Annotated in this window: 13 protein-coding genes; 5 read left to right on the top strand and 8 right to left on the bottom strand. The window is 43.8% G+C overall.

Annotated features, from left to right (window positions below; translation table 11 throughout):
• The first annotated feature begins 229 nt into the window (after positions 1-229).
• Positions 230-1,270, top strand: a complete 1,041-nt coding sequence (locus BN6465_RS01875) for a LacI family DNA-binding transcriptional regulator (RefSeq protein WP_066731171.1) — start codon at positions 230-232, stop codon at positions 1,268-1,270.
• A gap of 39 nt (positions 1,271-1,309) precedes the next feature.
• Here BN6465_RS01875 and BN6465_RS01870 read toward each other — a convergent pair whose 3' ends face one another.
• The 5 genes from BN6465_RS01870 to pdxA all read right to left on the bottom strand — a co-directional run bounded on the left by BN6465_RS01870 (position 1,310) and on the right by pdxA (position 7,680).
• Positions 1,310-3,391, bottom strand: coding sequence for a sensor histidine kinase (locus BN6465_RS01870; protein ID WP_066731169.1), 2,082 nt, complete (start codon positions 3,389-3,391; stop codon positions 1,310-1,312).
• Positions 3,363-4,070, bottom strand: a complete 708-nt coding sequence (locus BN6465_RS01865) for a response regulator transcription factor (protein WP_066731167.1) — start codon at positions 4,068-4,070, stop codon at positions 3,363-3,365. The genes BN6465_RS01870 and BN6465_RS01865 overlap by 29 nt, the downstream gene beginning before the upstream one ends.
• Before the next feature lie 239 nt (positions 4,071-4,309).
• Complete coding sequence (locus BN6465_RS01860; protein WP_066731166.1) at positions 4,310-5,275, bottom strand: 2-keto-3-deoxygluconate permease; 966 nt, start codon at positions 5,273-5,275, stop codon at positions 4,310-4,312.
• Between the two features lie 24 nt (positions 5,276-5,299).
• A complete protein-coding gene (locus BN6465_RS01855) occupies positions 5,300-6,646 on the bottom strand; it encodes a four-carbon acid sugar kinase family protein (protein ID WP_066731164.1) in 1,347 nt (448 codons plus the stop codon).
• A gap of 11 nt (positions 6,647-6,657) precedes the next feature.
• Complete coding sequence (gene pdxA / locus BN6465_RS01850; RefSeq protein WP_066731162.1) at positions 6,658-7,680, bottom strand: 4-hydroxythreonine-4-phosphate dehydrogenase PdxA; 1,023 nt, start codon at positions 7,678-7,680, stop codon at positions 6,658-6,660.
• 162 nt (positions 7,681-7,842) lie between these two features.
• Here pdxA and BN6465_RS01845 point away from each other — a divergent pair, with 162 nt between their 5' ends.
• The 4 genes from BN6465_RS01845 to BN6465_RS01825 all read left to right on the top strand — a co-directional run bounded on the left by BN6465_RS01845 (position 7,843) and on the right by BN6465_RS01825 (position 13,178).
• Complete coding sequence (locus BN6465_RS01845; protein ID WP_066731161.1) at positions 7,843-8,610, top strand: DeoR/GlpR family DNA-binding transcription regulator; 768 nt, start codon at positions 7,843-7,845, stop codon at positions 8,608-8,610.
• Between the two features lie 167 nt (positions 8,611-8,777).
• Positions 8,778-9,038, top strand: a complete 261-nt coding sequence (locus BN6465_RS01835; protein ID WP_066731157.1) for a helix-turn-helix transcriptional regulator — start codon at positions 8,778-8,780, stop codon at positions 9,036-9,038.
• Positions 9,013-9,456, top strand: a complete 444-nt coding sequence (def, locus tag BN6465_RS01830; RefSeq protein ID WP_066731156.1) for a peptide deformylase — start codon at positions 9,013-9,015, stop codon at positions 9,454-9,456. Before BN6465_RS01835 ends, def begins: the two co-directional genes overlap by 26 nt.
• A 140-nt stretch (positions 9,457-9,596) precedes the next feature.
• A complete protein-coding gene (locus BN6465_RS01825) occupies positions 9,597-13,178 on the top strand; it encodes an ABC transporter ATP-binding protein/permease (protein WP_066731154.1) in 3,582 nt (1,193 codons plus the stop codon).
• Here the strand turns inward: BN6465_RS01825 and BN6465_RS01820 are convergent.
• From BN6465_RS01820 to BN6465_RS01810, 3 genes are read right to left on the bottom strand one after another with little or no spacing between them, the layout of a single operon-like run.
• Positions 13,165-14,226, bottom strand: coding sequence for a HAMP domain-containing sensor histidine kinase (locus BN6465_RS01820; protein ID WP_066731153.1), 1,062 nt, complete (start codon positions 14,224-14,226; stop codon positions 13,165-13,167). The two genes, BN6465_RS01825 and BN6465_RS01820, sit on opposite strands and share 14 nt — an antisense overlap.
• Positions 14,219-14,899, bottom strand: a complete 681-nt coding sequence (locus BN6465_RS01815; protein ID WP_066731151.1) for a response regulator transcription factor — start codon at positions 14,897-14,899, stop codon at positions 14,219-14,221. Before BN6465_RS01815 ends, BN6465_RS01820 begins: the two co-directional genes overlap by 8 nt.
• A gap of 44 nt (positions 14,900-14,943) precedes the next feature.
• Positions 14,944-15,342, bottom strand: coding sequence for an SHOCT domain-containing protein (locus BN6465_RS01810; RefSeq protein ID WP_066731149.1), 399 nt, complete (start codon positions 15,340-15,342; stop codon positions 14,944-14,946).
• Between the last annotated feature and the right edge of the window lie 71 nt (positions 15,343-15,413).

Below are 15,413 nucleotides of genomic sequence, written 5' to 3'. Positions count from 1 at the left end.
CGGTAAAGTAACCGGTTACTTTATGCTTATATCATAGCATAGATATTTTTCCCCGTCAATCTGCAAGCTAATTTTCAGCAATTATATACGAGTGGTACGGTCAAAATTTGTAAACATGTCACAAAACCGGTTACTTAACCGATTACTTATTGCCCATATATTTGAATTTTGTTATACTTGTACATAAGAATACTACATGAAATCATTATAAAGAAAGCAGCGTGATCCAATGACTCCGAAAAAAAAAGTTACATTTGACGATATTGCAAAATATACAAATTTTTCTAAGACAACCATCTCCAGATATTTTAACAATCCAGATTCTTTGACCTTAGAAAACCAGCAGATTATCTCCGATGCGCTTGTAAAACTCGACTACAAAGAAAATAAAGTAGCGCGTATCTTAGCAAGCGGCAAAACAGAATTCATAGGTATTATCGTGCCCAATCTCTACCTCAGATATTACTCCGATATGCTGGATCAGATACTCTCGACCTACGAGACCTTCGGTTACAAATTCCTTGTCTTTATCAGTAATGGGAACGAGGAAAGTGAACGCCGCTACATTCAGGAATTGCTTAGTTATCAGATAGAAGGCATGATTATCCTAAGCCACACGATTCCATCCGAAGAATTGGCGGGGCTCCAGATACCTATTGTTGCTATTGAGCGTGAAGACCGCCGTGTCTGCAGTGTCAACACCGACAACTATATGGGGGCTGTTCAGGCCACAAGCCTTCTGGCCAGACATAAATGTGATGTCCTTATACACATAAATACTCCCACGCCTGAGGAGCGCCCCGCTTACGGACGTATCAAAGGATTTCAAGATTTCTGTGAGGAACATCACTTTCCCCACCGGGTAATCATCGAAGAATTAGGCAGCACACATGAAATCAGTCAAAGACAGATGCTGCGGATCCTCAGCGAGATAGAAAAGGACTATCCAAATCAGAAAAAAGGTATCTTCGTCTCAAGCGACACCTATGCCAACGTACTGCTCAATCTTTTGTTCCGCAGATACGGAACCCTGCCGGATGATTATCTTATTATAGGTTTTGATAATTCTCCTGTTTCCGAGGAGGCAGTCATCCCCATCAGTACAATAGGACAGCAGATTGAAAAACTGGCTTATGAAGCAGTCGGCCTGCTCGTAGAACAGATGAACGAGCGTAAAAAAAGAAAACCGGTACCTTTGAATGAGCCGATTCATAAAATGATAACTCCAATCCTCATCCGCCGTGAGACCACGGAAGGGTTTATCGAATGAACGTGAAAGAAGCCTCCCATATAGGGAAGCTTCTTTTTACTATTCGTTTTGAATCTCTATCCTTTTAAATCTAATCTCCACTTTATAGAGGTCTGCTTCTGTCTCTATCTTAAGCGTGCCTCTCTGCAGCTCCACAAAACTTTTGGCTATAGCCAGCCCAAGCCCTGAGCCTTCCGTATTTCGAGAAACGTCTCCCCGCACGAACCGCTCTGTAATTTCTTCCGGATTAAAATTCAATTCTGCAGCCGAGATATTTTTCATACGGATCACAACATCCTGCCCTTCTGTCATCATCTCAATGTAGACCCTCGTATGGGGCAGCGCATATTTTGTAATATTGACGAGCAGGTTTTCAAAAATGCGGTATGTCTTCTGGCTGTCCAGCGTCAAAATAATTTTTTCCTCCGGCAAAGTCATTCTAAAATCAAGATCCGCCTCTTTTATTTTATCGTCCAGTTCTAATTTTACTTGTTTGAACAGATTGATAATGTCAACACTCATCAAGTCCAACGTCACATTTTGACTGCTGGCCTTGCTGATTTCGAACAAGTCTTCTATCAACGCCTTCAGCCGCAGGGACTTGCGCTCCAACACATCCACATAATCTTTCCGTCTCTCCTCATCTTTTTCTTCTTTCAAAAGATTGACATAAGTGATGATAGCGGTCAGCGGTGTTTTTAAATCATGGGACACATTGGTTATCAATTCTGTTTTCATCTTCTGACTTTTTACTTCCTGATCCACTGCTTTTTTGAAGCCGGACTGAATCTTCTCTATCTCCGTTCTGAAGGGACTGAATACTCCTAATTCCCCCTCTATCTGGACATCAAGATTTCCCTCTGCAATTTCGTTGGTAGCATTTAACAAAAGACGGTATTTATTTTTCAAATCATTAAAATACTTGCGAAGTACATAGAATAGAATGGCAGAATATATAAGCAATCCCAGCGTCCCATAGTACCCAAACGTACAAAATATAACTAATATGACAAAATTTATAAGAACTATTTTAAAAATGATTCTATTATTTTTATCGTCTAAATTTATATCATCCAAAGTATGGTATAAACGGTTTAACTGTTTTCCGCTCCAATTTTTGATGTTTGGAAAGATTCTCTTAAAGCCGTGCCAAAGTTTATACGTCCACAGACGCTCTTTTGCGTATCTTTTGAATCCATATTCTCCCGCCCAGCGCAGAGAACCTGCCAGCCAGTATATTATCGCAAAGAAAACTGTCCAAATCCAAAAATCCAGAACTGTTGAGTTCCCGCCCTCTCGCGTGACCAGCCAATGCATATTCTCCGCAAGGAATGAAGATAGGAACAGACATAACACTGCGGGTATCTCAAAAGACATCTGAAAGATTTTTTCCCGTCCGGTGTTGAGTGATTTCCACTGCGGAAGCAGAAGGGCACCCGCCCCCACTATCAATACAAGTACCATAATCTCCGCCGACATCAAGGGAAGTGCATTATCACTGTTATAATAGTAAATATAATCCCCTTCCTCCATAAACTTCAGAAGGTTATCCTCTGTAATTCCATACATAAATGTCCTGTTTTTTGGTGTTTCCAGTACAAGCTCCTCCCCTGAAACTTCTTCCTGTCCATGAGTTTCTTCTATTTGGGGATTATTTGCAAGCCGCTTCAACACGATGTTTTGTGTTCCATTGTCATCATCTGTGACAACCTCCACCTGCGGCGTGCCTTGGGCATCATAGCTGATAATAAAACCTAATTCATAATCTTCCATCTGCTCAATGGACATCTCTTCCGTTGACCCGGAAATACTTTTTTGAAGAATCTTCTTATTCTCATCCATCACCTGATAATCCATATAGGGATAAATGCTGTCAAACGCTTTCCAAACATTACTGAAGGTCTTCTCCAATGCCGCTTCATCCTGCCCGCTCCCGCGGTTGAACAGAACATAATTACTATCAATAAAAAGGGTTAGGAACTGCTCCGAACTGCGGTAGTCCGTTCCGGTTACTTCTTTCTCTTTTACCGTCTCAGAATAAAATTTACCGTATTCCCCCGTTATCACGGAGGCCGGTATTATTATGAGCAAAACTATTAAAAATACTGCTAATTTATGCCTGTTTTTCAATCTTGTATCCAACGCCCCACACCACCTTCAAATATTTTGGTTCTTTCGGGTTGATTTCAATCTTCTCCCGGATGTTTCTGATATGAACCATAATTGTATCTGTAGAGATAGCATATTCGTTCCATACTCTCTCATAGATCTCCTCTGCTGAAAATACACGTCCCGGGCTTTTTATCAGTAGAAGCAATATTTTATACTCTGTCGGCGTCAGCTTTACCGGCTCCCCGTCCACCGTCACTTCCACTGTATCCTCATTCAGCTCCAAGCCGCCGATTACATGTATGTTTGATTTGACTTCCTTCTGCTCCAAACGCTCTGCAAATTTTCTATACCTGCGAAGCTGGGAATTCACTCTCGCAAGAAGCTCCATCGGTGTAAATGGTTTCGTGACATAGTCGTCCGCCCCAATGTTCAGTCCCATAATTTTATCCACTTCTTCTGACTTTGCCGACAGCATGATTACCGGAAAATCATACTTTTCCCGCAGCTTAATGGTCATGGCGATTCCATCCATCCGAGGCATCATGATATCTACTATGGCAAGATGGATTTCTTCCTTATTAATAATTTCCAGCCCTTCCACACCGTCTGCCGCCTGAAATACTTCATATCCCTGACTTCTCAGATATATCTCAACACCTTCCCGAATTTCCTTGTCATCTTCTACAACTAATACATGATTCATTTCCATCTTTCTATATCTCCCTCTCATTATTTCTATATGCCGGCACTATGCCTGATTGATAGTCTTCGTAGAGATTATACTACATTCTGCCGCTTTCTGATAGACCTCCGGAACTTAATAAGACTAATATAACTGCAATATCTTAAATGCGGCAGAATAAAAAACGAAAGAAATTCTAAAGAAGGACTGGTAATGCCGCAGCCTTACCAGTCCTCTCTTTAACAACTCTTATATGTACTATAATTTTACTTGAATTCCTGACCCTCTAAAGGCATCTGGGGACATCCATATTTTTTGGCCCACCAGCTCGTGATAATCGGTACAAGAATACAGCTTACCACTACCGACGCGGCGACCTGAACAGTTGCAGTTGCAGCAACCGCTTCCAGACTTGGATCTACCAGCGCTACTGCTGCCGGAACCGCAACTGCATTCCCCGCGGTGGTAGCGACAGCCCATCCAGCATACCCCGGCCGCCGGGATATAAAACGGTCACAGAGAACAATGAAGATACCGCCGATAAATACGGTGATGAGACCGAGAATGATTCCGGATGCACCGCCCTTTACAATATTCATCAGATTGATTCCTGTACCGAGGGCGAAGCCAATCAATGGTATAATCGCCGTTCCCATAGGAGCAAAAATATCTCTCATGCCGTGGTCAAGATTACCGATAAGCATGCCCAGCGCTACCGGTATAATGGCTGCCAGCAGGGACATGAACGGAATATTGGCAAGACCCGACGCGCCAAGTGCCACCAGTGTAAAAAATGGTCCGTCATTGAGCGCCAGCAGCGGGAAACATCCTGCATCAGCCCGGTCGCCGTAATTGCCCATCAATGTCAGGTAAACACTGCCGTTGGAGTTAGTGACCGCACTGACTATAGCCAGCGTAGAGAGACCAAAAAATCCGGCGTCCCCGAAGAGTTTTCCGACTAATATTCCGAGTCCTGCGCCGATTGCAAATTTCGCAATAAGAAGGACTCCGCCACGCTTTAGCACAGCCGGCATATCTTTGACTTGAAGTGCCGTTCCCATGCAGAACAGCTGTGCCCCAAGCAGTGTATTCGTCCCCACACTGGAAAATACAGCTGCCGTGAGTCCGCCAATCTCCCAGATATTCGGGAAAATCGTTGTAATAATACTGCCTAATAATAGAGGTACTACCATCATACCCGCCGGGATTTTCTTTAAAAAATTAAGTATCATAATAAAGCTCCTTCCTGATTTGTTTTATTTTGCAGCTTCTTTCTGCAGACGTTTTACAATATCTATACCGATTGTGTCGTAGCCACAGAAACCGCCTTTTACGACAATCGGCATCCCTTCATATTTACCGAGGATTCTTCCCACATCAACCTGCGCGACAATATTGTCCACAGCCTTGATGCAGCTTACACCTATTTTCCTAGCCACACATTCCATCGTGTCGCCGCCGGTAAGCATGAGTCCTGTTAACTTTTGGCTGTATTTCTCCAAAACTTTTTCAGTTATAGCCGCCAGACCTTGATTGATCAGGTCAGAACTCCTCCCGCTCTCATACCCGTTTCTCCGGTCTTCTTCCTGAAGATCCACGAGTGAACCGTGAAATGCAGTCTCAATAATAATACACTTTGGGGGCAGTGGCTGTTTCATCAAAATACTAAACTCCGTTACCACCCTATCTACTTCCCTGTCTTTTGACTCTCCACCGCCTGCCAAAGCTTTTGGGTCGGCACTCAGCTGAATATTCTGCGCGTCATCTTCACAAAGTTTACGAAGCTGCAGTCCGGTCTGTGGATTGGCGCTCCCGACTACCATGAGGGTGGTTTTATCACAGGAAATGTTTTCTTCTTTTGTCTGCGGATCAGGTGTCTCATCCGCAATCCCCCTCACGGCTGCCAGCTTCATAGTAAACGGTCCTGGATCTACAGCCAGTAAATTCTGCCACTGAAGCGCCGCACATGCTTCTGCAATCACCTGTACATGCTCCATGCTGACAGCGTCAACGATAATAATACCACTGCCGCTGCACCGGCTCTGTCTCAGGCATTCCATCAAATGGGACTTTCCTTTCTTCACATCCCTTATTGAAATCCAGTCCACCTTACGTCTGCTCTGCGCCTCAATCAATTCCGGCACATAACAATCTTTTACCGGTGTTTTTACATCTCTGGCGACAGGTGTTTCATTCAAAATCACACTGTCAATAATGGAATATCCTCCCACACAGATTCGTTTCGACTGCGGCATTGCCGTTACCATGACCGCGATGGCGTCTTGTCCAAGGTAGTCCAGCATTGCGTCAATCTCATATCCGATTCCTCCTCGAAGAGTGGTGTCAATCTTTTTGGAGAAGTAGGTTACTCCCATAGTGCCCAATGTTCTAGTCGTATCAGATACAACCCGATATGCCTCCGGCGGCGGAAGATGTCTGCTGTTTGTACTGACATAGACAGCTTCCAATTGATTAAGTTCTTTGAATTCCTTCATCTGAGCGTCATCAGAGAAAAGGCCGGTTTCAACATGTGCCTTGGCCATCAGCATACCGGCGCTGGCGGTTCCGGTGAAATCATCTGTTACTACACCTATTACTGCCATATCATCACCTCTTACTTCGTTGAATCATGCATGGCTTTTGCATATTTCACTGTAGAATGAATAGCAGCTACCATACTCTTGTTGGTTGCGATGCCTTTTCCGGCTTTGTCAAAGGCAGTTCCATGATCCACGGAACCGCGGAGGAATGGAAGTCCTAACGTAATAGAAACAGATTCCTCCAAATCTAAAGTCTTGCACGGAATATGTCCTTGATCATGGTAAAGTGCAAGGATAGCATCGAATTCACCTGCTTTTCCTCTTGCAAAGATTGTATCCGGCGATACAGGCCCTACCGCATTAATTCCCAGCTTTTGCGCCTTTTCAATTGCCGGGATTATCTCGTCAATTTCTTCTGAGCCAAATAATCCCCCCTCTCCACAGTGAGGATTAAGTCCGGCGACTGCAATCTGCGGTTTAGGAACTCCGGCCTTTTCTAGTTCTTGATTGATACGGACAATATCGTTGAAGACGTGTTCCTTTGTTACATATTTGATTGCATTGCTAAGAGACATATGTCTGCTTAGATGAAAGACCCGCATCTTAAAACAATCGAACATAGTCAGGACAAATGGCGCGCCGGTCAGATCCCTGTAAATCTCAGTATGCCCTTCCTGCTTTGTGCCCACCATCTTGATTGCAACTTTGTTGATAGGTGCCGTGGTGACTGCATCAATTTTTCGAGCCATTCCGAGTTCAATTGATTTCTCAATAGCATCAATGGCAATCTGCCCGGCCAGCGCTTGTTCCTTTCCCCATTGAAGCCCGGTGATATCATAGTCGGCGGTTTCTAATACATCTACCTGTCCAAACTCATATTTCCCATCTTCCGGCTCTTCAATCGTGTGAAACTTCATTTCAGAAGCGCCGATGACGGCAGCCGCGCGTCTTAATACTTTTTCACTACCAATTACCAGTGGACGGCATGTCTCATAAATCTCCTCTTCATTCAGTGCTTTCAAGATGATTTCCGGTCCAATTCCTGAGGGATCACCTATTGTTATGGCAAGCACCGGTCTGTACTCATTTTCATTCATAAATCCTTTATACCTCCTGTACTTTCAATCGATAGCTATAATATACATCATTCTTCAATCGAATATTTTGTGGATTTTTACTAACAAGATTTTTATGTACTTTTTCTTTCAAACATTATATAATGAATCTATATATATTTTCGTTTGAAAGAGGGTACCTATATGAAGCAGAGCGAACGTCTGGAGAAAATCATAGAAACATTGCAGAGAGACGGAATCGTAAAAGTATCTGAAATCAGCAGACTTTTAGGCTGCTCGGAAGTTACTATCCGTACAGATATCAGAAAACTGGACGAGCAGGGTGTACTAAAAAAAACATATGGGGGCGCAGTCCCCAAAGAAGATGGGCTTACCGTATCCTTCGTGCCCGGCGAATTCTTTTTAAACAGCGCCGCCAAACAGCGTATTGCCCAGAAGGCTTATGACTGTATTGAGCACAGGGATTCTATTATTATTGATGATTCTACCACTGGATGCTATCTGGCCCGCTATATCAAGGAGCATTCTGATAAGCATCTCATTGTTGTCACCAATTCTCTGTATGCCGCGGCAGAATTATCTCTGGCAAAACATGTAGATCTTTTCGTTATCGGAGGACAGGCAATCGGCACTCCCCCATCTACCCTTGACAGCTTTGCCATCAGCGCACTGCAGTCTTTTAACGTAGATAAAGCGTTTGTCGGTGTTAATGGTATTAATCTGGAAGTGGGGCTCACTTCAATCGGTACGCCGCAGATGGAGACGAAAAGAGCCATTATACGGAGCGCCCGTAAGACATATGTCATAGCAGACAGTACCAAATTCGGGAGCAGCAATTTATTTACGGTATGTCCTATTGGGCAAGTCCATAAAATTATCACCGATACCGGCGTGTCAAAAGATATCATGCACTTAGCGAAGAAGCTGCAAGTGGATATTAATGCCGTATAATCGACAGCCTTATAAGAACTATTTTACAGCAAATGAAACAGCCCCTAATCTCATGGAAAAGGGGCTGTTTTATATATACCATAAAATATTCCTCTGTAAGGTTGACATTACACTCAAATGTGGCTATACTGCAAGTAATGTTAACATGACACAAAGGAGATTATTAAGTGAAAAATAGAATCAAGGAATTGAGAGAACAAAAAGGGCTGACTCAAGAGCAGTTGGGCGAAATGGTAGGAACTTCCAGACAGGCGATTAACGCTATTGAAACAGAAAAATTTGAACCCTCGATCTGGCTCGCGTATGATATTTCCCAAGTATTTGAGTGCCCTATCGAAGAAGTATTTTTATTTGAAGAAAGTCCTAGAAAGTCACGTGCAGACAGAAGCAGGAGGGATACCAATGGCAATAAGGAATATTCGATATAACGACGACAAAATTTTACGTTTAAAGTGTAAAAAAGTACCTTGTATAGATGATAAAATCAGGCAGATTTTAGATGATATGATGGACACACTTCACAATACTGAAAATGGCGCTGCTTTGGCGGCAAATCAGGTGGGAATTTTAAAACGGTTAGTTGTGATAGACTATTACGACTATGTCCTCAAATTAGTCAATCCACAAATAATCGAATGCAGTGGTGTTCAAGAATGTATAGAAGGATGCCTTAGTTTTCCGAATCGTTTTGTCAAAACAATCCGTCCTCAAAAAGTCACTGTCCAAGCACTGAATGAAGATGGTGCAGAGGTCATAATGACTGTTGAAGACGAAATGGCTAAGTGCTTTTGCCATGAGTTAGAGCATTTGGACGGAGAAATTTTCCTAGATAAAGCGGTTGAGTAAATAAATGAACTTATCCACATCCCTGCATCATTAAATTTTTATAAAAAACGGAATCTCCCCTAAAAGTTGAGGTTCAGTTGAGAATATGAAAGTATTCTTGTTAAGAATACAGAAACATCCAGCAAGGAAAGGAAACCTATATGCTTCAAATAAAAGAAATTAGCAAACAGTATAAGACGGGAGATTTGATTCAGACGGCCCTTAATCAGGTGAGTCTGAATTTAAGAGATAATGAATTCGTCGCAATTCTGGGTCCCAGTGGTTCCGGAAAGACAACGCTTCTGAATATCATTGGTGGACTGGACCGCTATGACAGCGGTGATTTGGTTATCAACGGAATTTCTACGAAGAAATATAAAGACCGGGACTGGGATTCCTACCGGAACCATACGATTGGGTTTGTATTTCAAAGCTATAACCTGATTCCCCACCAGAATATATTGGCAAATGTGGAACTTGCACTGACGATTTCGGGAATCAGCAAGGCAGAACGCAGAAAACGGGCCAAAGAAGCTTTAGAACAGGTGGGACTGGGGGAACAGTTCCATAAAAAGCCCAGCCAGATGTCGGGCGGACAGATGCAGCGGGTGGCGATTGCCAGAGCGCTGGTGAATAATCCAGATATCGTGCTGGCGGATGAGCCGACAGGCGCTCTGGACAGTGAGACCAGCTTACAAGTCATGGAGCTTTTAAAAGAAGTGGCCAAAGACCGGCTTGTTGTGATGGTCACCCACAACCCGGAGCTGGCAGACCAATATGCCAACCGCATCGTAAGGCTGAAAGACGGAGTGATCCAGTCTGATACCAACCCCTTTCAGATAGAGGAAGGAAGCCTTGACGAGGCCGTCCATAAGAACATGGGAAAATCGTCCATGTCATTTCTGACGGCACTGTCACTGAGTTTTAATAATCTTCGGACGAAAAAGGCAAGGACACTTTTGACCTCCTTTGCAGGTTCTATCGGAATTATAGGAATCGCCTTGATTTTATCCCTTTCTACGGGGGCAAATACTTATATCCAGTCTGTGGAGGAGGAGACACTTTCCGAGTATCCGCTGCAGATTCAGAGTACCGGATTTGATATTTCCTCGCTGATGGTCGGCAATGGTGGGCCCGGGAAAAGCAAAGAGGATTCGGGAGATATCCATGTTGTACAGATGGTGACGGATATGTTTTCCACCATGAATTCCAATGACCTGAAATCCTTGAAGCAGTACTTGGACAGCGGTGACAGCGGGATGGATAAGTATACAAAAGCAATCGAATATTCCTACAATGGCGTACCGCAGATTTACCGTCAGGATGGAGATAAGATTCGTCAAGTCAATCCCGACAAGTCCTTCGATTCGCTGGGTCTGGGCTCTTCGGCAGGCTCAAACAGCATGATGTCCTCCATGATGAGTACGGATGTGTTCTATGAGATGCCGGAAAATGACGCTTTATATGACAGTCAGTATGACGTGAAAGCCGGACGCTGGCCCAGTAATTATAATGAATGTGTGGTAGTACTGAGCGGAAGCGGCGGAATCAGTGATTTCATGCTCTACAGCCTCGGATTGAGAGACGCTATGGAGCTGGATGAAATGATTCAGCAGTTCGCCAAAGAGGAAGCCATAAAGACGCCCTCAGACATGGGAAATTATGACTATGAAGATATACTTGGAATCACGTTCAAGGTAGTGAACAGTACAGACTATTATGAATATGACGGACAGCATCAAGTTTGGACGGACAAGACGGACAATGAAAACTATATGAAGAAGCTGGTGGCAAACGGAGAAGACTTAAAGGTAGTAGGGGTAGTACAGCCGTCAGAAGACGCCAATGCTGCGGCCTTAAAAACAGGTATCGGCTATCCGGTATCCCTGACACGGCATGCGGCAGAGCAGGCGGGTAACAGCACAATCGTAAAACAACAGCTGGAACAGCCAGATGTCAATGTATTTACCAACGAGCCTTTCGATAAAAGAGACAATCAGAATGCTTTGAATATGGAATCTCTGTTTTCTGTAGATACAGAGGCGATTCAGAAGGCCTTTCAGTTTGATGGGAGCGCTCTTTCCGGCGGATTGCCAGATTCTATGGATCTCTCCGGGGCTTTTCAGCTGGACGGAAATTCTCTGGATTTATCCAGCATGCTCCAAATGGGAGATTTGAACATGGATTTGCCGGAGATGGATGGACTTAGTTTGGAGACGCTGCTGTCCGGCCTGAATCTCACAGTTTCAAGAGAAGGACTGGAGCAGATGGTAAGCGGTCTTCTGGAGGGCTATCAGAAGTATACCGCAGGGAATCCGCAGGCTGATTATACGAAGCTTGGGGATGCAATAGCCGGCTATCTCGCCTCCCCGCAAGTGCAGAAAATCTTGTCAGATAATATACGGGACATCATTCAGGAAAACGGCGGCATCACGGTTTCAACGGAACAGCTTCAGGCAATGGTCAAGGAACTCATGGCCGGCTATCAGCAGTATGCAGCGGAGAAGGGCTATACAGATGCAGACAAGTTCGACCAGTATCTGATTGAATATCTGCAGACAGCACAGGCACAGGAGATTCTTATCCGCTGGGGAAACGAGATTTTTCAGAACAATTCGAATATAACGGTTTCTCAAGAGCAGATAGAGAAACTGGCCGGGGAAATTGCGGCCGGCTACCCCCAGTATGCAAAAGACAACGGACTTCCGGAACCGGCTATGCTGGCGCAATATTTTATGGAATATCTGAATACAGATGAGGGGCGGAAACAATTGTCCGACGGGATTTACAGCATGGTCGATACAGACAGTCTGGAACGTCAGATTTCGGCTGTTATTCAGGAGTATATGCAGAAAACCATGGGCAGTCTTACGGAAGCTGTATCACAGACCTTGGAGCGTCAGGTTTCTTCTTTGATGCAGCAGATGGTCAGCCAAATCAGCGGCAATATGCAAGGCGCCCTCCAGAAAGTCATGAATCAGATAGCCGGGCAGCTTGAGAACGCTCTAGGTGGGGCGATGAAAATTGATGAAACTGCCTTTGCGAATGCATTCCAAATGAACATGGATCAGGAGGAAATGACAGAACTTCTGATGTCGCTTATGTCTACAAAAGGAGCAACCTATGAAGGGAATCTGGAAAAGCTGGGCTATGTGGACTTTGAGCAGCCGACCGGAATCAGCATTTATCCACTGAATTTCGAAAGTAAAGAAAAAGTGGTTGACATCTTGGACGATTATAACGCCCGTATGGAGGAAGAGGGAAAAGAGGAACAGGTGATTTCTTATACGGATATCGTCGGAACTATGATGTCATCGGTGACCAATATCATTGATATTATCAGTTATGTGCTGATTGCTTTCGTGGCAATCTCACTTGTAGTTTCGTCTATTATGATTGGGGTCATCACTTACATCAGCGTGTTGGAACGGAAAAAAGAAATTGGAATCCTCCGCGCCATCGGGGCATCAAAAGGAAATGTCTCCCAGATATTTAATGCAGAAACATTTATCATCGGTTTGTGCGCGGGCATTATCGGTATCGTGTTGACGCTTCTGCTGTTGATACCGGGAAATGCATTGATTCATCATTTGGCTGACACAACATCTATCAGCGCGGTTCTGCCGGTACCGTCTGCAGTGATACTGATTCTTCTCAGTGTACTGCTGACGATAATCGGAGGATTGATTCCTTCCAGCAAGGCGGCGAAGAATGACCCGGTGACAGCACTCAGGGTTGAATAAAAGAAGAAGGGGCACTGCAATCGGCAAGCGGAAGCGTGACGGTAAAGGCAGTGCCCTTTCCTATTTTGCTGGAAACTTCTATCGTGCCGTTATGCAAATCCACAATCCGTTTCGCCAGTGTCAATCCCAAACCGTTTCCGGCATTTGTGCGGGAGGAGTCCGCCTGATAAAATTTTTCATAAATTCTTTTCTTCGCATCTTCATCCATACCGATGCCGTTATCCATAATAGACACTGTCACATTGGAGTGTTCATCCTTTAAAATAATATGTATTTCACCTTGGCGTGGTACGAATTTGATGGCATTTTCTAAAATATTCTGCCAGACTTGCATGAGCAGTTCTTTATTGCCGCTGTAATCGACAGCGCAAAGATCGATATCCAGCTCCAGTTCCTTGTCCGTCCACTGGGATTCAAAAAGCAGAATTGCCTCACGGAGCTGTTCATCGAGAGAATAGGTTTCCTTTTTCACCGCAATTTCCTGATTCTCCAGCCGGGCGAGCAGCAAAATATTGCCCGTCAGGGTAGAAAGCCGTCTGGTATTTAAAAGAATTCTCTCCGTATATTCAGCGCGCCGCTCTTCCGGTAAAGACCTTTTCTGCAAGAGCGTCACATACCCCTCGATAGCCGAAAGCGGTGTCTTAAATTCATGGGATACATTTTCTATAAAATCTTTCCGGAAGATTTCCGTATTTTCCAACTCTTTTACCATGACATTAAAGTTGTGGGCCATGGAGCGCAGCTCTGTGACCTGAATGTCTTCATTTAGTTGAACCTCAAAGTTACCCTTTACAACTTCTTTTGTGGCCTCATTAATCTCGAGGATAATACTTAAAGGGCGTTTACCTAAAACCCGTGAGAAAAAAGTACCGGCCAGAATGCTTACTACACCGGATAAAATGAAAATCACTTCCAGCCGCGGATTATGGATAATTCCCAAGTTCAGCAGTATCATCGTAAAAAATCCCATCAGAGCGATTGTTATAAACAGGATGATGAAAACTAAAATGGAGAACATGGCGGAGACCTTAAATGAGTGTTTATTCATGTTGCTTTTTCACCACCTTATAGCCAAGCCCCCGGACTGTCAAAATGTCAAAGTCGGGATTCGTCTTAAACTTTTCCCTCAGACGGCTGATATGCACATCAAGCGTATGGGAGTCCGTCTTGGAGTCAGGCCCCCAGATTTCTTCCATCAGCTGCCTTCTGGTAAAGATACGGTTGGGGGAAGCCACGAGCTTAAAAAGAAGTAAAAATTCTTTTTGGGGCAGCTCCGTCTCTGATTCGGGAGTTCTGACAGTCAGTGCATCATAGTCAAATTCTGTAGCGCCGAGGTGCGTTTTACGCTGGCTTACAATCTGCGAGCGGCGGAGTAATGCTTCTACCCTCCAAATCATTTCATTGACATCGATCGGCTTAACCATATAGTCGTCGATACCGGCCTGAAATCCTTCCTGCTTATCGGGCGCATCTTCTCTTGCCGATATAATAAGCACAGGAGTCGTATATTTTGCTTCACGAATCGTCCTTGTCATTTCAAACCCATCCATAACAGGCATCATGACATCTGAAATAATCAAATCCACATAGTTCTTCTCAAGAATGTCAAATGCATTCAAGCCGTTGGATGCCGGGATTGCGGTGTAGCCATTCTCTGCAAGAACGGTACAGAAAAGGTCACGTAACTCTTTGTCATCTTCTACTACTAAAATCTGAAACATACAATTCACCTCCTGAGCACTATTGCAGCTTGAATGCTAGTACTTTACATTGATTCTAAAATCTGTTTTTTCTTTTCGTCAAACTCCTCTTGAGTTATTAGATTCTCATTTCTCATTTCCTGTAATTCTTTTAATCTTTGTGATGCAGTTTTGTTATTTTCTTTTACATTTTCGTTTTCATTGACTTGACTGTTTCCAGCCGCCAAAAAACCTGCTATTAAAATAATTATTCCAATCAATAATACGATGGCTCCAATAATAATGCAAATTTTATAGTTTGACATATGTCCTGACCAAATATCGGCACTATTAACGTGTCCAAATTCTTCTGACACTCTGTACTGGCCTGCTGCCGCATCGTATTTTGTTTTTCCGAAGATTGTGATTCCTGCACCTATAACTGTTCCAACACCACCAAGTACTTTCATATTTCTATTATCCATTTACTATATCCTCCTTTTAGTTTATGATACAACACTGTATATCATATTACTAGAGAATCTCTAAAAATTTG

It is taken from the genome of Bariatricus massiliensis, from assembly GCF_900086725.1.
Lineage (GTDB): Bacteria > Bacillota > Clostridia > Lachnospirales > Lachnospiraceae > Allocoprococcus > Allocoprococcus massiliensis.
Note: the sequence above shows the minus strand (reverse complement) of the source record. Positions and strands in the feature narration are given on the sequence as shown.